At 58.7% G+C, this 19,309-nt stretch carries 14 protein-coding genes; 8 read left to right on the top strand and 6 right to left on the bottom strand.

Annotated elements, in window-relative coordinates; translation table 11 throughout:
- Window positions 1–44: 44 nt before the first annotated feature.
- Window positions 45–2,645: a penicillin-binding protein 1A gene (locus AC33YF_RS02205; protein WP_491775561.1), complete on the bottom strand. Its 2,601-nt coding sequence runs from the start codon at window positions 2,643–2,645 to the stop codon at window positions 45–47.
- Window positions 2,646–2,789: 144 nt separating this feature from the next.
- On the bottom strand, window positions 2,790–4,121 hold the full coding sequence (locus AC33YF_RS02200; RefSeq protein ID WP_491775560.1) for an N-acetylmuramoyl-L-alanine amidase: 1,332 nt from the start codon (window positions 4,119–4,121) through the stop codon (window positions 2,790–2,792).
- 556 nt (window positions 4,122–4,677) lie between these two features.
- Here AC33YF_RS02200 and AC33YF_RS02195 point away from each other — a divergent pair.
- The gene (locus tag AC33YF_RS02195; RefSeq protein ID WP_491775559.1) at window positions 4,678–7,560 is read left to right on the top strand and encodes an Rne/Rng family ribonuclease; all 2,883 of its coding nucleotides are present in this window, start codon (window positions 4,678–4,680) and stop codon (window positions 7,558–7,560) included.
- Between the two features lie 83 nt (window positions 7,561–7,643).
- Here AC33YF_RS02195 and AC33YF_RS02190 read toward each other — a convergent pair whose 3' ends face one another.
- The gene (locus AC33YF_RS02190; protein WP_491775558.1) at window positions 7,644–8,753 is read right to left on the bottom strand and encodes a pyridoxal phosphate-dependent aminotransferase; all 1,110 of its coding nucleotides are present in this window, start codon (window positions 8,751–8,753) and stop codon (window positions 7,644–7,646) included.
- 290 nt (window positions 8,754–9,043) lie between these two features.
- On the opposite strand from AC33YF_RS02190, the gene AC33YF_RS02185 reads away from it, so the two are divergent.
- From AC33YF_RS02185 to aat, 6 genes are all read left to right on the top strand, one after another.
- Window positions 9,044–10,465, top strand: a complete 1,422-nt coding sequence (locus AC33YF_RS02185) for a M48 family metalloprotease (protein ID WP_491775557.1) — start codon at window positions 9,044–9,046, stop codon at window positions 10,463–10,465.
- A 37-nt stretch (window positions 10,466–10,502) separates the two neighbouring features.
- Entirely contained in the window at window positions 10,503–11,306 is an 804-nt protein-coding gene (locus AC33YF_RS02180; protein ID WP_491775556.1) for a DsbA family protein, read from the top strand.
- A 189-nt stretch (window positions 11,307–11,495) separates the two neighbouring features.
- On the top strand, window positions 11,496–11,939 hold the full coding sequence (aroQ, locus tag AC33YF_RS02175) for a type II 3-dehydroquinate dehydratase (RefSeq protein WP_491775555.1): 444 nt from the start codon (window positions 11,496–11,498) through the stop codon (window positions 11,937–11,939).
- Between the two features lie 27 nt (window positions 11,940–11,966).
- Window positions 11,967–12,428 carry an acetyl-CoA carboxylase biotin carboxyl carrier protein gene (accB, locus tag AC33YF_RS02170; RefSeq protein WP_491775554.1) on the top strand — a complete coding sequence of 154 codons (462 nt, stop codon included), beginning with the start codon at window positions 11,967–11,969 and terminating at the stop codon, window positions 12,426–12,428.
- Between the two features lie 15 nt (window positions 12,429–12,443).
- A complete protein-coding gene (gene accC, locus AC33YF_RS02165; RefSeq protein WP_491775553.1) occupies window positions 12,444–13,793 on the top strand; it encodes an acetyl-CoA carboxylase biotin carboxylase subunit in 1,350 nt (449 codons plus the stop codon).
- Between the two features lie 84 nt (window positions 13,794–13,877).
- Entirely contained in the window at window positions 13,878–14,645 is a 768-nt protein-coding gene (aat, locus tag AC33YF_RS02160; RefSeq protein ID WP_491775552.1) for a leucyl/phenylalanyl-tRNA--protein transferase, read from the top strand.
- Window positions 14,646–14,719: 74 nt separating this feature from the next.
- Here aat and AC33YF_RS02155 read toward each other — a convergent pair whose 3' ends face one another.
- From AC33YF_RS02155 to AC33YF_RS02145, 3 genes are all read right to left on the bottom strand, one after another.
- Entirely contained in the window at window positions 14,720–15,316 is a 597-nt protein-coding gene (locus AC33YF_RS02155) for a DUF2155 domain-containing protein (RefSeq protein ID WP_491775551.1), read from the bottom strand.
- A gap of 148 nt (window positions 15,317–15,464) precedes the next feature.
- Complete coding sequence (locus AC33YF_RS02150; protein WP_491775550.1) at window positions 15,465–16,160, bottom strand: class I SAM-dependent methyltransferase; 696 nt, start codon at window positions 16,158–16,160, stop codon at window positions 15,465–15,467.
- Window positions 16,161–16,278: 118 nt separating this feature from the next.
- Window positions 16,279–16,662: an NADH:ubiquinone oxidoreductase subunit NDUFA12 gene (locus tag AC33YF_RS02145; protein WP_491775549.1), complete on the bottom strand. Its 384-nt coding sequence runs from the start codon at window positions 16,660–16,662 to the stop codon at window positions 16,279–16,281.
- A gap of 469 nt (window positions 16,663–17,131) precedes the next feature.
- Here AC33YF_RS02145 and AC33YF_RS02140 point away from each other — a divergent pair.
- The coding region (locus AC33YF_RS02140; RefSeq protein WP_491775548.1) for an adenosylcobalamin-dependent ribonucleoside-diphosphate reductase at window positions 17,132–19,309 on the top strand (2,178 nt) is incomplete at its 3' end.

Raw genomic sequence — 19,309 nt, 5'->3', positions numbered from 1 at the left:
GATATCTTCCACTACCAGTACGGTGCTGAAGCGCTTAGGCGGGATTAGAAGCGCCCAAAGAACCCGCGTCTCTCACGGCGGCGCTGGGGTGGCGGCGACGCTGCTCGCGGCGGCCTCGCGACCTGTCGACGCGGCGCCGCAGCAGGTGCGGCGGCCGCGGTCGGATAGCCTTGCGCGGATTGTCCTTGCGCAACCGCACCGCCCGGCTGTGCTTGAGCAGCAGCGGCAGCCTCGGGCGTAACTTGCTCGGGCTTGAATGCTTCCATGACTGTTCCAGCCTGCCCTTTTCGCGCGGGAAGTCCGGTCTTGTGACTCACAGGAAGCATTACCGTTCCCTCCGGCGCCCGGAAAGGTTGTGGCGGCACGTCCTTGAGAGCCTCGGCGAAGAATTCTTTTACGATTGGCGCTGCAAGGCCGCCGCCCGTCGCACTTCTACCCATCGGCTTCGGCTGGTCATAACCGACATAGGACCCGACAACCAGGTCAGGCGTATAACCAATGAACCAAGCGTCCTTGTAATTGTTGGTCGTACCAGTCTTGCCTGCGATGGGCCGGTTGAGAGAAAGCAGACGACGCGCCGTTCCCGATGTTACGACGCCTTCCATGATCCCAACCATCTGGTATGCGGCGATAGGATCAACAATTTGCTCGTTGACCTCGACGAGTTCTGGCTCTTCCTGACTCGCCCATTCCCGAGCAGCACACCCGCTGCAATCCCGCTTGTCATGCCTCCAGATGGTACGACCGTAGCGGTTCTGGATACGATCGATGAACGTTGCGTCGACCTTGCGGCCGCCGTTTGCAATCATCGAATAAGCCGTCACCATACGGATCAGTGTGGTCTCGCCAGCGCCGAGAGACATGGACAGCGCAGGCATCAAATTATCGTAGACGCCAAAGCGCTTCGAATACTCGGCAATAACCGGCATCCCGATGTCTCGCGACAGGCGAACGGTCATCAGATTACGCGATTTCTCGATACCTCGGCGTAGTGTCGAGGGACCCGCTCCGCCGCCCGAGTAGTTCTTCGGGCACCAAGGCGGCATGCCGCGCCCTTGGCTCACGCAGATACGGCCGTCGAGGACGACACTGTTTGGCGCGTAGCCGTTGTCCAACGCCGTCAAATAGATCAGCGGCTTGAACGAGGAACCCGGTTGGCGCAGGGCCTGGGTCGCACGGTCGAATTGGCTCTGATGGAAACTAAATCCGCCGGCAATTGCAACGACGCGGCCCGTATGTGGATCCATCGCTACCAGCGCGCCGCTAACTTTTGGAACCTGCTGAAGCGACCACAACCCGGCCACCGACTCGGGCGACTCTACCTCGCCGTCTTTGTTCTTCTTCGGCTTGACTGGTGCGACGTAGATCACGTCACCGGGCTTCAAAGCCGACCTGATGGATTTTCTGGTCCAACGTACCTGCGCCGCAGGGATCTTACCCGTTTCCCGATCTGTGACCAGTTGGCCTTGCTTATCGCGGCCCGGACGAAGTCCAATTTTCGCCTCAGTCCCGCCGACTTCGAGCACGACCGCAAGCTTCCACGGCTCGATATCCTTCCAGACCGGAATATCCGCCAGGGTCTTTCCCCAGTCGCCAGAGATTTCGATCTTCTTTTCCGAACCACGCCAGCCACGGGATCGATCGTACTTTGTAAGTCCATTCACCAGCGCCTCGCGTGCAATTGCCTGCATGCGGGGGTCCAATGAAGTCCGGACCGAGAAGCCGCCGCCGTAGAGCTTATCTTCGCCGAAGCGGTCCAAAATGTCGCGGCGCACTTCCTCGGCAAAATACTCCGATGCGTAAATGCGCGGGCCAAATCTCTTGGCGAGGACCGTAAGCGGTTTAGCCTTCGCAGCCTCGCCTTCCTCCGGAGTGGCAAAACCATTATCAACCATCCGGTCGAGCACCCAGTTCCGCCGTTCGAGAGCGCGCTCCCGATGCTTGATCGGATGGTATCGGCTGGGAGCCTTCGGCAGGACGGCAAGGTAGGCTACCTCTTCCAATGTGAGCTCGTTGAGTGCCTTGTCCCAATAACGTTGTGCTGCAGCCGCGACACCATAGGCACCGCCACCGAGATAAATCTCGTTGAGGTAAAGCTCGAGGATTTGGTCCTTGGTGAAGGCGCGCTCAATGCGGATGGCAAGGATCGCCTCCTTGAGCTTGCGCTCGATGTTCCGATCGCTCGTTAGTAGGAAGTTCTTCGCAACCTGCTGGGTGATCGTCGACGCACCCTGTTTACCGCCGCCGCCACTCAAGTTGGCGACCACGGCTCGCACAATGCCTTGCATGTCCAAGCCGCCGTGCTGATAAAAGTTCTTGTCCTCTGCTGAAAGGTACGCGTCGATGACGAGCTTCGGAACCGCTGAGATCGGCACGTAGATCCGCCGCTGTCGCGAATACTCGGCGATCAGGCGCCCGTCATTGGCATGAATGCGCGTCATGACCGGCGGCTCGTAGCGAGCAAGATTTTCGTAGTCCGGCAGCTCTTGGGACACTTTCCACAGGACGAAGGCGACCGCACCTGCGACAGCAATGGATAGGATCATGCATGCCGCAACGACAAAGCCCAGGAACCGTAAGAAAAACCCGCCGCGCTTCTTTTTCCGTCCCTGTTTAGGAGACTTTACTGGTGCTGTGATGTCCATGTGATCTCTGCTTATCCACCCGCCAGACGCGAAGTCCAAATACCCAGGTTTAAACTAATCAAGAATATGGCAACAAAACGCAATAGTCGCTGGGAATCTTGGCATTTCAGCTGCGCAGCCAGCTGTTCTCAGCCCTAGGAACCGCTAGAATGGCGCCCTGGCCAGGCGTTCCTTGAAATAGCTTTCGACGGCATCGCGTATAGCCCCTGCCATGCGATCCCTCCAGGCCTCAGACGTCAGTTGTTTCTCATCCTCCTCGTTCGACAAAAATCCAAGCTCCAAGAGGACTGAGGGGACATCCGGCGCCTTCAGCACACGAAAGCCTGCGGAGCGCAACTGCCTGGTATGAAGCCGGCCCTTTGCAGCCAACTCTCCCACGATAGAGCGGGCCATCACGACCGATCTGTTGTTGGTCTCCCGTTGAGCGAGATCGATCAGGATATTCGTCACAACCTCATCTGAGTCGTCCGGGAGTTCGACGCCCGCAATTGCATCTGAGAGGTTCTCCTTCGCGGCCAGTGCCCGCGCCTCGTCATCGCTTGCCTTTTCCGAGAGTGTGAAAACCGTGGCGCCCCGCGCATCGTCGATCTCAGTCGGAAAATAGTCAGCGTGAAGCGATATGAATAACCCTGCCCCCTTCTCCCGTGCGAATCTCACCCGCTCTTTGAGCGGCAGAAACGTATCGTCATCGCGCGTCATGTGGACCTGGTAACGCCCCGAGGCCTCGAGCTTCTGCCTTAGCCGCTTTGCGAAGGCCAAAACGACGTTCTTCTCTAGAACGCCGTTTGCGCTCTTGGCCCCCGAGTCAACACCACCGTGACCAGGATCCAGAACCACAATGGGCTTTTCCCCGCTTGGTGCCGAGGCGGCGAGCGGAATTGGCTCCTTAGCCTCCTCTTTAGTCTTGCTGCTCTGCTCCCTCTGTTTCGCAAGAAAGGTCTTTTCGTCGGTCGGCACGAGATCGATCACGAGCCTTGCCGGCTGGTCGTCCCGCGCCCCGAGCACGAAGGAATGATCAATAAGGAAGGGTCCGCCTATATCCAAGACGATGCGTGACTTGCCTGGCGCAAACAGTCCAAACCGAAAAGCTTTCACGAGCCCACGTTGCTCGTTCCCAATCCCGTCAGGCATCTGAAAACTGACATCGGCCGCGTCAACGATGACCCGGTAGGGATCGCCCAGTGCGAAGACCTTCACCTCCACCTTCTTCGAGAGGTCAGCGATAAATCGTGTGCGTTCGCGATCACCGGCCAGGCGTGCGTCTTTGGCGACAACGCCGTCTGTGGCCAAAGCAGGCTTTGGCGGCGCCAAAAGCAAAAGTAATCCGAGAGAGAGCGTCAGGAACAGCGCCAGCGCTCGCATCTCCCTTCGACCCAACATGCACGTCTCGCCCTTCTTGATTAGGTGTACTTCCCCTTTGCCCAGCAAAACGCAGCGCACGCCGTTTCGTTCATGCTGAACGTCGGTCAGGACCATTTGCGGCCAGCTCTTGACCCAAATCGCTGGTCGGCATGCTCAAAGTATTAACCACGTGAGGTTAAGCGTCCGTTTTGAACAATTGCCTGGATGATGCTCGGCACTTGCCAAAACTCCCAGCAACACACTAATACTGGGGAACTCACAGTCATGAGTCTCAAGCCCTTGGACGCCTACCGGCGGGACGGGCGGATGAAATTCTAGCGCGTCTGGCCCTTGGAAAACGGCCCTGACGCAGGAATGCGGCGGCGATTAGAGATTTTCGTCGCCCTAGCAAAAAAGGGTCTGCAGCTTCGCGCTCGCGGCCAGTAGGAAATCGCGATGCAGGGCCAGGAGCGTCTAAAAAACTACCAAAATCAAGGTAGTTGTTCGTTGCACCTATACGCCCGGCGGCTGAAACCGGCCGCTCGCCGCAACCCAGAAAACAGTCTAACGGCAAGGCATCGCATGCGTTTATGGACGACTGAATTTATGTCCGCACGGCCGTCAGGCTCAGGCCCGGCGGAACGGCTTATGCCGTTCATCGCTGAATCCCGTGCGGCGGAGAACAAAAACTATGGCAAACAAGATGCTTATCGATGCGGCGCACCCGGAGGAGACCCGGGTCGTCGTAAAAGGAAATCGTGTCGAAGAATTTGATTACGAGTCGGCAAGTAAAAAACAGCTAAGAGGCAATATATACCTCGCAAAAGTGACGCGAGTTGAGCCATCACTCCAGGCGGCCTTTGTCGATTACGGCGGCAATAGGCATGGTTTCTTAGCTTTTACTGAAATTCATCCTGATTACTACCAGATCCCGGTCGCGGATCGTCAGGCGCTCCTCGAAGAAGAAGCGGCAGAGCAAAGCCGCGCTTCAGCGGAAGAGGCTGCAGAGGATGATGCCGCCTCTAGCGGAGGCAGGCGCCGCCGACCTGGCCGTCGCGGTCGTGGTCGCGGCGGGTCGCGCAGGGACGCCCGCAAGCAGGCTCCGGCGGTAGAGGAAGACTTGCCGTCAACTGAGGCACTCCCCATCGCGACATTCGAGCTCGACGAAGTCGACGAAATCGATACAACACCCCGTGACGAAGACGACGAACCCGACATCCAACTGGAGGCATCCGACCTCACGAATAAAGTGTCCGAGGCCGCAGAGCCCACGTCAGAGCCATCCGAAGACGACGATGCCGACGCTGACGACTTGGAAGATGTCGCGCCTGCCGAAGACGAGCAAGAATTGGCCGTCGCGGATGCGCCAGAGTCCGTCGCCCACGGAGACACCGCAGGCACTACGGAGATCGCAGACGAACTCGACGTTACCCAGGAATACGCCGACGACGAAGACGATTCAGACGACGATGAGGACTCTGACGATGATGGGGACGACGAGAACGGCGCTGGATCAACGTCATCCAAAGAAAGCGTTGAGTCGGTCGGCTCGGAGGATGCTCTAGAGGAGTTACCCGAGCGTGCGCGTCGCCGCCGTGGAAGGCCCTACAAGATTCAAGAGGTGATCCGCCGGCGCCAAATCATTCTGGTCCAGGTGGTGAAGGAGGAGCGAGGCAACAAGGGCGCCGCTCTGACCACTTACCTGTCCCTGGCTGGCCGCTACACCGTCCTGATGCCGAACACGGCACGCGGAGGCGGCATATCCCGCAAAATCACGCAGCCCACGGACCGAAAGCGGCTTCGCGAGATTGCTGACGAACTAGAAGTCCCCGAGGGGATGGGCTTGATCATTCGTACTGCAGGCGCTCAGCGGACCAAGACCGAGATTAAGCGAGACTACGACTATCTTCTGCGACTGTGGGAGACGGTGCGTGATCTCACGCTCAGCTCAACGGCCCCTGCTCTTGTTTACGAGGAAGGAAGCCTTATCAAGCGCTCCATACGCGACCTATATAATAAGGACATCGACGAGGTCCTGGTTGCAGGTGACGACGCGTACCGGGAAGCCAAGGACTTCATGCGCATGCTCATGCCGAGCCATGCCAAGAATGTGAAGCCTTACAAGGAGCCCGAACCGATATTCATCCGGTATCAGGTCGAACGACAACTTGCGGCGATGTTCTCGCCGCAAATGACGCTCAAGTCTGGAGGCTACATCGTCATCAACCAGACCGAAGCGTTAGTCTCCGTAGACGTGAACTCGGGCAAAGCGACGCGCGAGCACAATATCGAAGACACTGCGCTTAAGACAAACTTGGAAGCGGCTGACGAGATCTCAAGGCAGTTGCGCTTGCGCGACCTGGCTGGGCTCATCGTGATTGACTTCATCGATATGGATGAGCGGCGCAATAACCGTCAGGTTGAGCGGCGTCTGAAAGAAGCGCTTAGAAGCGATCGTGCACGTATCCAGGTTGGACGCATCAGCGCTTTTGGCCTCTTGGAGATGTCGCGTCAACGCTTGCGTACCGGCGTTTTGGAGGGATCGACCAATGCCTGCCCTATGTGCCAAGGAACGGGCATCGTGCGTTCGGTCGAATCTGTCGCTCTCGATATCCTACGTTCCATAGAAGACCGTCTGATTACTGATGGTGTTATGCCGCTGAATGCAACAACCGCGGTTGAGGTTGCTATCTACATTCTCAATCAGAAGCGCGCGCACTTGAAGGATATCGAAGTGCGCTACGAGGTTCCAATCACCATCGAAGCCAGCCAAGACTTGCACACCCCACAGTTCGTCATTGAACGGGCGACAGACGGCGGACAGGCCTCAGGTGACGGCGCAGTGGTGCATATGGATTGGGCACATCATCGGGAAGACGCCGCTCCATCGAAAGATGACGACGGAGAGTCCGGCAAGAGGCGCTCTCGCCGCCGGAGACGCGGACGCGGACGCGGCGAAATTAGCGGTGAAGCTGAAACGGAAAAGAGCGAGGCTCCAGCCTCCAGCGAGGATGTAGCGACGGCTGAAGCAAATACCGAGACTGCGGACGACGACGGTGTATCACAGCCCCGAAAATCACGTCGGAGAGGCCGGCGTGGCGGCCGCCGCGGTCGGGGACGTGGTCAGCGTAATGCCGCTGAACAGACGGCCGAGCAGCAAGAGGGCCAGCGCGACGAGGCCGTTGCCGAGTGGGACACCTCTGCCCCCGAGATGGAAACCGCTGAGGAGCCCGGCGCCGCTGTCGGTACACCAGACTTGCATGTGGAGGACGACGTTTCGTCCACTGGCGCAACCATTGCGGAAGACATCCCTGTCCGCGAAGTTTCGGTCAGCGAGTATGTTGCCGATGAGAATGCGGCGGAACCTACTGAGGAGACGGCTGACGAGACAGCCGGCAGCGGTTCTGAAAACACTGAGGACGCGCCCGCACCACGCAGCAAGGAGCCTGCCCTCAGCATAGCTTCATCTCGCGACGAACCCGTAGTTCCGGCTGCCAAACCAGAAATTCGGATCGAGAGCGAGAGCGACAAAGAGCCTGTGAGACAGCGTAAGGGCTGGTGGTCCCGCGGCTAATTCCGGATTAGTGGGAAGTTTCTAAAGACACCAGGCACTTCGCCGGGGCGTCTCGTTCCGGAGCGGCCCTGGCAACCTTATTGCTATCGTGATCGGAGCCACGTGCCGATCCGCCGGACCGCTTCGCTCATTTCGTGCTCCGCGCCTGCATAGCTTAGCCGAAGATAGGAATGTCCGCGCAACGAATCGAAATCGATACCTGGTGTGGCGGCTACGCCAATCTCCCGCAACATTGTTTGCGCGAACGCCTCGCTATCCTCGGTCAAGTCACGAATGTCCGCATACAGATAGAATGCGCCATCCGCTGGCAGGATATTCGTCAGACCTGCGGCCGGAAGTTCGTTCAGCAGGAGTGACCGGTTTCGTGCGTAACGGCTCTTGATCTCTTCGAGTTCCTCAATGCCATCGAAAGCACCGAGCGCCGCGACTTGGGAGACAGTGGGCGGTGCGATGTAGAGATTTTGCGCCAACCTCTCAATCGTACGCGTCAAAGCTTCGGGGACGACAAGCCAACCGACGCGCCAGCCAGTCATGCTGAAATACTTCGAAAAACTATTAACCACGATGGCGGCATTCGAATACGCAAGGGCTGTCTCCGCTTCGACGTCGTATTCCAGCCCGTGGTAAATCTCATCGGATATGAGCCACAGACCATGCTGAGCGCATCTGTCGGCCAGTTCCTTCAAACGTGGCGCCTGCGCCATGGTTCCTGTTGGGTTGTTTGGGCTCGCAAGCAACAAGCCAGCGGCGCCACTCGCGGCTAGTGCTTCGACATCTGTCGTCGTCGGCATCCAGCGGCCATCCTCGGATGTCTCAATTAGATGAGGGCTAAATCCGAGAGCCTTCAGTATCTGTCGGTAACACGGGTAGCCAGGACTCGGCAGTCCGAAGCCTTCGCCGTGTTCTAGAATGGCAAGAAATGCCAGCACAAAGCCTGCGGACGACCCCGCTGTGACGACAACACGGTCTGCTGCAACGGTCACGCCATAGCGCGTCGAGATATAGTCGGCTATGCGCTCGCGCAATTCAGGGAGACCAAGGGACAACGTGTAGCCGAGATTCTCTTCGGACATCGCCCGCGCTACACGCTCGCGGGCTGCGCGCGGCGCAGGGGTTGCGGGTTGCCCGACTTCCATATGGATGATGTCTTCGCCAGCGGTTTCGCGTCGGTGCGCCTCACGCATGACGTCCATGACAATGAAGGGATCGATCGCGCGGCTCGCGGCCGGTTTCCGGGGCAACGACTCATATTTTGACAGACTGTTCAGAAGCTGCGCCTCTCGCGTTTTGTTGATGGACGCCGTTCTTTGGGTGTCACGTTGTCGCCGTAATCAGGTCCCAAGCAAATTAGACGTGGCAGTGGCGGGGGCCATAAAACGGCGTGCCAACGTAGCCTCCTTGAGAGGCAAAAGAAAACAGCGTCTTTGCGCAACAACGCCGAGCCAATACGATTACGTCCATCATGCCGATCCTGGCCAAATCAATGGCACAGCCCACGCTCCAGCGGTTGCCGCGGGCAACGCACACGGCACTCGTGGCGACATTGATATCCGGTCTCCTCGCGGGACTACTGGCGTCGAGCGCGGCCCATGCCCGAGGCCTGATCCGCGATGCGGAAACTGAGTCGCTCATCCGCGAGTACGCCAGGCCTATTTTCAGCGCTGCAGGCCTCGGCTCTCAGAACATCAAGATCCACCTAGTCAACGATAAGAGTTTCAACGCGTTCGTCGTGGATGGACAGAACATGTTCATGCACGCCGGAACGTTAATGAACTCGAAGACACCTAATCAGGTGATCGGTGTCATCGCTCACGAAGCCGGCCATATCACCGGCGGCCACTTGGCCCGTTTGCGCTCGCAGGTCGCTCAGATGAAATCGACAGCGCTTGCGCTCCAGGTTCTAGGACTTGCCGCTGCAATCGGTGGCAGTCTCGCGGGCGTTCCGAATGCTGGGCAGCTCGGCATGGGGGCTATCGCCGGCGGCTCTGATGTGGCCATGCGCAGTTTTATGGCATATCGCCAGACGGAAGAATCCGCGGCCGACCAAGCGGGCATGAGCTTCCTCAATTCCACACGCCAGTCAGGGCGCGGCATGCTTGAGACCTTTGAGGTGCTTGCCAATCAGCTGCGGGGCATCAAAGGGATCAATCCATATTTGATGAGCCATCCGCTGCCGCAGACGCGCATCTCGCAGCTTCGAGCTCTGGTCGAATCCAGCCCCTACTATGATGCCGAGGATCCACCGGAGCTTCAATACCGGCACGATTTGATGCGCGCTAAGCTATCAGGCTTCTTGGAAAAGCCCGAAGCGTCCCTGAACCGCTACCGGGAGGACGATACCCTCGCAGGCACATATGCGCGTGCGATCGCTACCTATCGCAAGTCCGGTGTCGATGCGGCCATGCCCTACCTCAATCGACTTATCGAAGCGCAACCGCGATGGCCCTATTTCTACGAAACTAAGGGCCAGTTCTTGTTTGAGAGTGGCCGAGGCCGGGAGGCAATTGGTCCTTTGCGGAAGGCCGTGGAACTCGCGCCTCACGAAGCACTAATCCAAATAATGCTGTCGCAGGCGATGCTCAGCACCGAGGAAAATCAATATCTCGACGAAGTGATCCGCAATTTGAAGAAAGCCTTGGTGCAGGAGCCGCAATCGGCTATGGGCTACCGACAACTTGCAATGGCCTACGGTCGCAAGGGCGACATGGCCAAAGCTTCCGGCGCGCGGCGCAGTTTTTTGGCTCGTGCGTCGCTTGCGTCGGCCGAAGCCTATTTTTACGAAGGGCGCCTGCGCGAGGCGAAGATGATGGCCAAAAGAGCACAAGACGGCTTACCGGGCGGCACGCCGCAGTGGCTTCGCGCCCAAGACATCTTGGATTTCAAATTGCCAGAACGCAAAAAATGATTGCGTACAAATCACGCAAACTCTCGGAGACCTCAGGATGAATCTCAAGACTGGCCTTGCCACCGCACTAGTTGCCGCTGTCGTAGCTGCCATCGTAAGCGCAGCCACGGTGCTGACTGTCTGGCGCGACGGCGTCGCGACCACGGGGCTTCAGGATGGAGCCCCGGGTAAAGCAGTAATCGAGGAGGTCGTAGAAGAGTACCTCAAGAAGAATCCGGAGATTCTTGTTGCGATGACCACGGAGCTTGATCGGCGGCAACAGGAAGAACAGGAACAGCAGCAGGCCAAAGCAATCAGCGAAAACGCCGATGCGTTGTTCCGCTCAGAAAATTCCTTCGCGGCCGGTAATCCCGACGGCGACGTTACCGTCGTTGAGTTCTTCGACTACAACTGCGGTTATTGCCGGCGCGCCATGCCGGATGTGCTGAAGCTCACGGAGACTGACGAGAACGTTCGCGTCGTATTCAAGGAGCTCCCGATATTTGGCGAGGACTCAGAGGCTGCGGCTAAGGGCGCTATCGCTGCCAAGAAGCAAGGCAAATACCTCGAAATGCATCAGAAGTTGTTCACGGCATCGGGCAAGGCGAACAAAGAGAAAGTTCTTCGCGTTGCCAATGAGCTCGGGCTTAATGTTCCTCAGCTCGAGGAAGACATGGAGAGCAAGGAGACCGCCGCCGCCCTCGCAGAGACTTTCGAACTTGCTCAAAAGCTCGGCCTGCAGGGCACCCCGCTTTATCTGATCGGGGACCGTACCATTCCGGGTGCTCCGGACGATCTTTACGACCAACTCGTAGAGAACGTCGCCACGATCCGGAAAGAAGGTTGCAAGGTAAGCTGCTGAGGCTTGGCTCTCGACCGAGCCTCAATTCTCTCCGCATCGAGGTGCTTCTCTGGAGCTCTCGGCTTTTGCTCAAGACCGAAAAAGCTGATAAACGGCGCTGCCGCTCTGTTTTCAGCCGATTTCGCGCGGTTGTGTCTGAATTTGCAGGGGGGGCTGCGCAAGCCTCGGATCGCCGACCGGGATGTAACCATGGCCAAGCCGATCTTCATTATCAATGGACCGAACCTGAACCTACTGGGGTCTCGTGAACCAGAGGTTTACGGGACGGAGACATTGGCCGATCTGGAACAGCGATGTGCTCGCAAGGCGGATGCGCTCGGCCTTGCCGTCGACTTCCGACAGAGCAACGCCGAAGGAGAGCTGGTTGCTTGGATCCAAGAGGCACGGTCAAACGGGGACGGCATCATAGTCAATGCGGGCGCGTACTCCCACACCTCGATAGCGATGCTCGATGCGCTGCTTGCCTGCGACGTGCCCGTTGTTGAGGTACATCTCTCCAATATCTTCACGCGCGAACCGTTCCGCCATCACTCCTATGTGTCTGCCGCTGCGAAGGGAGTAATCTGTGGTTTCGGTGGCCTCGGTTACGAACTCGCCATCGAGGCGTTGGCCTCGTCGATTTCCAATGCTTAGGGGCAGGACGACAATGAAAGGACGCCAATGACAAAAGACGGGGGAAGTCTCGACACGGATCTCATTAGGGAGCTTGCCGCGCTTCTCGATGAGACCAGTCTCACCGAAATCGAGATCGAACTTGAGGGTCGCCGTTTCCGGGTGGCGCGCACCGTAAATGTGACGGCAGCCCCTGCCGCCGCGGTCCCCTCACCTGCTGCGCCGGCACCTCAGGAGCCAAAACGGCGCGCTGCATCGGAGGAAACCGGCCCGCACCCCGGTGCTGTGAGCTCGCCCATGGTCGGCACGGCTTACCGTTCTCCCGAACCAGGAGCCGCGGCGTTTGTCGAAGTCGGTAGCACCGTCACGTCTGGCCAAACGCTTCTCATTATCGAAGCGATGAAAACGATGAATCACATTCCCTCGCCCCAGTCTGGGACGGTCACGGCGATTCTTGTCGAGGACGGTCAGCCGGTCGAGTACGGCGAGCCCCTCGTGGTCATCGAGTAGGAATAGCCAGCCCCCATGTTCGACAAGATTCTGATCGCTAACCGGGGAGAGATCGCGCTTCGCATAGAACGGGCCTGCAAGGAGCTCGGCATTGCCACCGTTGCGATCCATTCGACCGCCGACGCCCACGCGATGCACGTGCGGCTCGCGGACGAAAGCGTTTGTATTGGGCCACCTCCGGCCAAGGATAGCTATCTCAACATCCCCGCTATCGTCGCCGCCTGCGAGATTACAGGGGCGGACGCTGTTCACCCCGGTTACGGATTCTTGGCGGAGAACGCACGGTTTGCCGAGATCCTTGAAGAGCATGGCATCACGTTCATTGGACCGACCGCAGAGCATGTTCGGATTATGGGCGACAAGATTAAAGCCAAGGAGACAGCAAAGGAGCTCGGCATTCCTGTCGTGCCCGGATCGGACGGGCCGGTATCGGATCTTGCGGCAGCGAAAGTCATCGCCGAAGAAATCGGCTACCCTGTCATGGTCAAGGCCTCCGCCGGCGGCGGCGGGCGCGGCATGAAGCTCGCGCACTTCGACTACGAACTTGAAGCCGCTCTCAGCACAGCCCGCACGGAAGCCGGCGCAGCTTTTGGTGACGACACGGTCTACCTCGAGAAGTATCTCGGGAAACCACGCCACATCGAAGTGCAGGTTCTTGCCGATGGCAACGGGAACGCCATCCACCTCGGCGAGCGCGATTGCTCCATTCAGCGGAGGCACCAAAAGCTCTGGGAAGAAGCTCCATCTCCGGCTCTGAATGAGAATGAGCGCGTGCGCATTGGCGAGATCGTTGCCGAGGCGATGCGCAAACTCAAATATCGTGGCGTGGGGACCGTTGAGTTTCTCTACGAAAACAACGAGTTCTACTTCATTGAAATGAATACACGCTTGCAGGTGGAGCACACCGTAACCGAGATGGTCACCGGTCTTGATCTGGTGATCGAGCAGATCCGCATTGCCTCTGGCGCGCCGCTGTCAATTCGTCAGGAAGATGTTCGCTTCGACGGGCACGCAATCGAGTGCCGAATCAACGCGGAGAATCCGCTCACTTTCCGACCCTCCCCAGGCACGATCACCCATTTCCACCCACCCGGCGGCCTTGGGGTCCGTGTCGATTCCGGTGCATATGCGGGCTACACCATCCCTCCGTATTATGACAGTCTGATCGGGAAGCTCATTGTGCATGCGCGCAATCGCAACGAATGCCTTATGCGTCTCAAGCGGGCCCTTGGAGAGTTCGTGGTCGATGGAATCGAGACAACCATTCCTTTGTTCTCGTCGCTCATTCAAGAGCCCGACATCGTTGATGGCCACTACGATATTCATTGGCTCGAAGACCACCTGGCACCCAGCGGCGAACGTTAGCGCTCGATCCACCCGCCAGACACATCGCGGGGCGATGCTCGACCCGGACCTGCCAGTTCATCGCCGGCCAGAGGGCCTTGCGCGATGAGTTCTCTCGACGACGTCACGATCGAGATTACGCCGCAAGTCCTTCTGAAAGCCTATTCGTGCGGCATCTTTCCAATGGCGGAAAGCGCCGAAAACAATGCGCTCTATTGGATAGAGCCCGAACGGCGAGGCATCTTGCCGCTGGATGCGGTCCACATCCCTCGAAGCCTTGCGCGCACGATCCGGCGCGGCGGTTTTGAAATCAAGATAGACAACGATTTTGACGCGGTTATCGACGGCTGCGCAGAACCGCGGATTGGCCGCCGCAGTACGTGGATCAACGACCGCATACGCACGCTCTATGGCGAACTCTTCAGGCTAGGCTACTGCCATACGGTCGAAGTCTGGCAGGATGGTGCGCTGACAGGCGGCCTTTACGGCGTTCATCTTGGACGCGCTTTCTTCGGAGAAAGCATGTTTTCAAGGGCGAGGGACACAAGCAAAGTCGCGCTCGTCTATCTCGTCGCGCGACTGAAATATGGCGGCTTCTCCCTGCTAGACACCCAGTTCATTACCGACCATCTCGCACAGTTCGGTGCTATCGAGATTAGCCGCCAGGCCTTTCAACAGTTTTTGGAGAAGGCACTCGATGGCCGCCAGCCGCGACGCGGCGCAGAACGCCTCGTTGGCGACGAAGTCGCTTCCTCCAAAACCTCTGTAGAGAAGTCCCATACAGCGTTTGCTGCGCTGCCCGCCGATGCACCTGCAGCCGACATCCTCAAGCTGGTCAGCACACCCTCAGGAACCAGCCGACCTGCAATCTAAAAGTCTAATGGTCGACGAGCCCCATGCCGGCACGGGAATGCCAGGATCTCAGCGGTCAGCCTGTATTTTCTGGCTTAGCGCTGCAGCCACGGAAGGACGGGGCGCGCGGGCCGAGCAGCAGCGGGTGGCGGCGCAGCTGGGCGTGCAGGTGGAGCAGCAGCGGGCGGCGGGGCTGGAGCCGGAGCCGGTTCCGCCGCAACGGCCTCTTCGGGCGACCCCTCCTCTTCAGTTTCCGCACTTTCGACGGGGGGACCGCCAATCGGTTCTTTGCAGCTCGTCAGCCAGACGTCGAACACAGGGTGTTCAACTGCGTTAAGCCCAGGGCTCTCGGCAAACATCCACCCAGTAAAGATACGCTGCTGTTCACCCGTCAGCTTCACCTCGTCAACTTCGACAAAGGATGCTGTATCGGGTTTCTCAGTGGGTGGCCGCGAGTTGCAGATTCTCGGCGTAACGCGCAAGGCGCCAAAGTCCACCGTCTGATTGATCGGTATCTCGAGTTGCTTAATCCGCCCTGTGACCTTGTCCAAAGCGGCGAATACGGCAATCTCATTCTTCATAGGCGCAGCCACCGCGGGCACGCTGGCGAGAAGCACCGTGGCCAAGCCGAGCGCGGCCAAAACGGCACGCCCAGCCGATTGCTTTGTAGTCTTGCACTCCTGAATGTGCATCTCGTCGCCCGCTTCAGCTCCTCAGAACGGCGCTCATCAACGCTGTTTGCCCTGCTCAACCAGCAAGATCCCACCTGCCACAAGACACGCGTGAGCGATCAATGAGGCAACGGTGTGACACAGATGCCTCAGTATTCCTAGGCGTTTATTAAGCCGTGCTGCGTTCTGCACTGAAGCGAAGCCGGATGTGGTTCACAGCCCAGAGGCCTTGTGTATCGCACAAGGACGGCTTGAGAAGCGCCACGACCTCTTTAAGCACATCGCTGCGCTCCGGTTCCTCGAACCTGTCGAAAAAGAAGCGACAGAACGTTCTGAGCCATCCTTCCATGTCCGCCTTGATTGGCGTTGACCGGGGCACAACAGCCAATTCATGAACGGCAAATCCAAACTCAGACAGGAGAGTCTCGAACTCTTCCGTCGTCGGGAAGTACCAGCTCACCGCCCTCTCCGGCTCACCGCCACGCGCCTTCTCGACAGCACGCAAGGCGGTAGCGACGGCGGCAATGTTGCCGTGGCCACCAAGCTCTCCCACAAACCGCCCCCCGGGCCGGAGCGCGCGGGCAACGCCTTCAACGACAAGCTCGGGCGATTGCATCCAATGCAACGCGGCGTTGGAGAACACAGCATCGAACTCTTGAACGTAATCGAGAGCGTGGGCGTCGGCTTGCTGGACGGAAAGCCCCTTCATGCGCGCGACAGCCAATAGTTCCGCACTGATGTCGAGGCCGAGAACGTCTGCACCTGCTGCTTCGATTTCAGCGGTTAGGGTGCCGTCACCGCACCCCAGATCGAGGATTCGCTCTCCGGGCTTGGGTGCAAGCAGAGCAAAAATGGGGGCCGCCATGTCATGGATGAAGCGCCCATTTTTTGCAAAGTCGGAAGCCGACCAGCGCTGGGTAGCAGTTGGTCCGGAGTCGTCGTTCGGAAGATCGGATAGTGGTCCGTGCATAGCGTTGCGAGGCTTACGATGACCCAGGAGACCACGGTTCGTAGTCAAGAGGCTGTTGCGAAACCCGAGGCCGCATCACCGAGCCAGGTGGCCGGTAGGCTTCATATGTACCCGTCAAATTGGGCCGATGCGCCTCCTCCCAAGACCGGGGCTTGTAGTCCTCGGCCGTGGGCGGTTCGTCCGTGATGAAATGTATCCAGGCATGCCACTCGGGTGGGATCTGAGAGGCCTCGGAGAAATTCTTATAGATGACCCAGCGGCGCGTGCCTTTCCGCTCCTTGTAGTAGACGTTGCCAAGGGCATCCTCGCCGACGCGCTCGCCCTTGCGCCAGGTATAAAGGCGCGTACCCAACGTGTCGCCGTGCCACCAGGTGAACAAGTCTTGAAAGAGCCCCATGAAAAGCCTTCAACTCAGGATGTGTTTGTAATGGCCGCGGATTTGTGCGCCGCATTATGTCCAACTATGGCCCGGTCGTATAGCCCAAGTCCAGCGGCGGAAAGTCGAATGGCGGAGCGGGGTTCTTACCCGCCCGTCTGCCAAGATCTCAGGGTGGCCAACGCCTGTCTTGGCTTCGTCAACACGTTATGCACGGATGCCGAAGACCTGGGGCGCCTGGGGCCACGCCGCATGCTGCCCGAGTAAGCAACTGATTCCTAGTGTTTTTCTGGACGCTCACCCACCGCCCATCCGCCAGCTGTCCACAGTCTTTGCATCTCAACACCCACAGGGTTTAGTATATTTTAGCTTCTAACCCTCAAGATGTTGATGCTCGCTGTTGAGGGGGCGTTCGAATCGGATCACTCTTCGAGGTTCGCACAGAACACACGATTCGGGGTCTAAATTTTAAGAAGGGGCATGAGCTAGGATGCGGATTCAACGACGTTTTACAGAAAGAGGACAATCTCCATACACCGGCATCGAGTTTCGCGAGAGCGCCAGCGAGATTAAGAACCCGGATGGATCGGTTGTTTTCGCACTCGAGAAGTTCTCTGTACCGGCCCAGTGGAGCCAGGTGGCGGCGGATATTCTGGCTCAGAAATACTTCCGTAAGGCGGGCGTAGCCGCGAAGCTCAAACGCGTTGAGGAGAATTCGGTCCCGTCCTGGCTTTGGCGCTCGGTACCCGATGAAGACGCGATGGCCGCGCTCCCAGAGGCCGAACGGTTTGGCAGCGAGACGGACGCGCGCCAGGTCTTCGATCGACTGGCCGGAACCTGGACCTATTGGGGCTGGAAAGGCGACTACTTTTCGTCTGAGGACGATGCGCAAGCCTTCTTCGACGAAATGCGCTTCATGCTGGCCAAGCAGATGGGCGCGCCCAACAGTCCGCAATGGTTCAACACGGGTCTGCACTGGGCATACGGGATCGATGGTCCAAGCCAGGGCCACTTCTATGTCGACTTTGAGACCGGCCAACTGAAGGCATCGGAGTCCGCCTACGAACATCCCCAACCTCATGCGTGCTTCATCCAGTCGATCGCAGACGATCTCGTCAACGAAAACGGCATAATGGATCTGTGGGTGCGCGAGGCTCGGTTGTTCAAATACGGTTCGGGAACAGGCACGAACTTTTCGTCGCTGCGCGGCGAGAACGAGCCCCTATCGGGCGGCGGCAAGTCCTCTGGACTGATGAGCTTTCTGAAAATTGGCGACCGAGCGGCTGGCGCGATCAAGTCCGGCGGGACGACGCGTCGTGCGGCCAAGATGGTCGTGGTCGACATGGATCACCCCGACATCGAGTCCTACATCAACTGGAAGGTCCTGGAAGAGCAGAAAGTTGCGGCGCTTGTGACTGGCTCCATGGTTCTTTCGGAGCGGCTGAACGCTGTCCTGCGGGCTTGTGTCAACTGCGATAGCGACAACGACGGGTGCTTCGACCCGAAGCAGAACCCGGCTCTGAAGCGCGAGGTCAAGGCGGCCCGCAAAGCCAAGGTGCCGGACAACATGATCCAGCGTATTATCCAATTCGCGCGGCAGGGCTATACCTCGATAGAGATTCCCATCTACGACACGGACTGGGACTCCGAGGCCTATCGCACGGTGGCCGGCCAGAACTCCAATAACTCTGTCCGCGTTACCGACGAGTTTCTGACCGCCGTCGAGGAAGATGGCGATTGGGACCTGATCCTCCGCAAGACCGGGGGCGTTGCGAAGACGCTCAAGGCCCGGGACTTGTGGGACAAAGTCGGCTACGCGGCGTGGTCGTGCGCCGATCCTGGCATCCAGTTCCATACGACCATCAACGACTGGCATACATGCCCGAGCGCGGGACAAATCAACGCCTCGAACCCGTGTTCGGAGTACATGTTCCTCGACGATACGGCCTGCAACCTCGCATCGCTCAATCTTATGGCGTTTCGGGCGAAGGACGGCAGCTTTGAGGTCGAGAGCTACGAGCATGCAGTGCGGCTATGGACCGTCGTGCTGGAAATTGCCGTCACGATGGCTCAGTTCCCATCGCGTCAGATCGCACGGCTCTCCTACGAGTATCGAACACTCGGGTTGGGCTACGCCAATATTGGCGGGCTGCTGATGGCGTCAGGGATTCCGTATGACAGCGACGAAGGTCGCGCGCTCGGCGGCGCTCTGACCGCGATCTTGACCGGCGTGTCCTACGCCACAAGTGCAGAGATGGCACGCGAACTCGGGGCGTTCCCGGGTTACGAGGCCAACCGCGAACATATGCTGCGGGTTATCCGAAACCACGCTCGGGCATCACGCGGCGAACAGCACGGCTATGAGGACCTCTCCATGCCGCCTGTGCCGCTTGACCATGCGTCATGCCCTGATCCGCGGCTGCTGGCACATGCGATGCGGGCTTGGGATCAGGCGCTGGAACTGGGCCGCCAGTATGGCTATCGGAACGCGCAGGCCTCCGTGATCGCACCGACGGGCACAATTGGCCTCGTTATGGACTGCGACACCACCGGCATCGAGCCAGACTTCGCGCTGGTGAAGTTCAAGAAGCTTGCTGGTGGCGGGTACTTCAAGATCATCAACCGTATGGTGCCCCAGGCTCTTGAGGCCCTCGGATACGACGAGGCC

The organism is Methyloceanibacter sp., assembly GCF_058506495.1.
Note: the sequence above shows the minus strand (reverse complement) of the source record. Positions and strands in the feature narration are given on the sequence as shown.

What these genes read in the sequence shown, in the direction of transcription:
- aroQ (WP_491775555.1), top strand. Translation starts at nt 11,496, where the DNA reads ATGGCCAAGCCGATCTTCATTATCAATGGACCGAACCTGAACCTACTG.
- AC33YF_RS02180 (WP_491775556.1), top strand. Translation starts at nt 10,503, where the DNA reads ATGAATCTCAAGACTGGCCTTGCCACCGCACTAGTTGCCGCTGTCGTA.
- accC (WP_491775553.1), top strand. Translation starts at nt 12,444, where the DNA reads ATGTTCGACAAGATTCTGATCGCTAACCGGGGAGAGATCGCGCTTCGC.
- accB (WP_491775554.1), top strand. Translation starts at nt 11,967, where the DNA reads ATGACAAAAGACGGGGGAAGTCTCGACACGGATCTCATTAGGGAGCTT.
- AC33YF_RS02155 (WP_491775551.1), bottom strand. Translation starts at nt 15,316, where the DNA reads ATGCACATTCAGGAGTGCAAGACTACAAAGCAATCGGCTGGGCGTGCC.
- AC33YF_RS02200 (WP_491775560.1), bottom strand. Translation starts at nt 4,121, where the DNA reads ATGGTCCTGACCGACGTTCAGCATGAACGAAACGGCGTGCGCTGCGTT.
- AC33YF_RS02190 (WP_491775558.1), bottom strand. Translation starts at nt 8,753, where the DNA reads ATGGACGTCATGCGTGAGGCGCACCGACGCGAAACCGCTGGCGAAGAC.
- AC33YF_RS02195 (WP_491775559.1), top strand. Translation starts at nt 4,678, where the DNA reads ATGGCAAACAAGATGCTTATCGATGCGGCGCACCCGGAGGAGACCCGG.
- AC33YF_RS02150 (WP_491775550.1), bottom strand. Translation starts at nt 16,160, where the DNA reads ATGGCGGCCCCCATTTTTGCTCTGCTTGCACCCAAGCCCGGAGAGCGA.
- AC33YF_RS02185 (WP_491775557.1), top strand. Translation starts at nt 9,044, where the DNA reads ATGGCACAGCCCACGCTCCAGCGGTTGCCGCGGGCAACGCACACGGCA.
- AC33YF_RS02205 (WP_491775561.1), bottom strand. Translation starts at nt 2,645, where the DNA reads ATGGACATCACAGCACCAGTAAAGTCTCCTAAACAGGGACGGAAAAAG.
- aat (WP_491775552.1), top strand. Translation starts at nt 13,878, where the DNA reads ATGAGTTCTCTCGACGACGTCACGATCGAGATTACGCCGCAAGTCCTT.
- AC33YF_RS02145 (WP_491775549.1), bottom strand. Translation starts at nt 16,662, where the DNA reads ATGGGGCTCTTTCAAGACTTGTTCACCTGGTGGCACGGCGACACGTTG.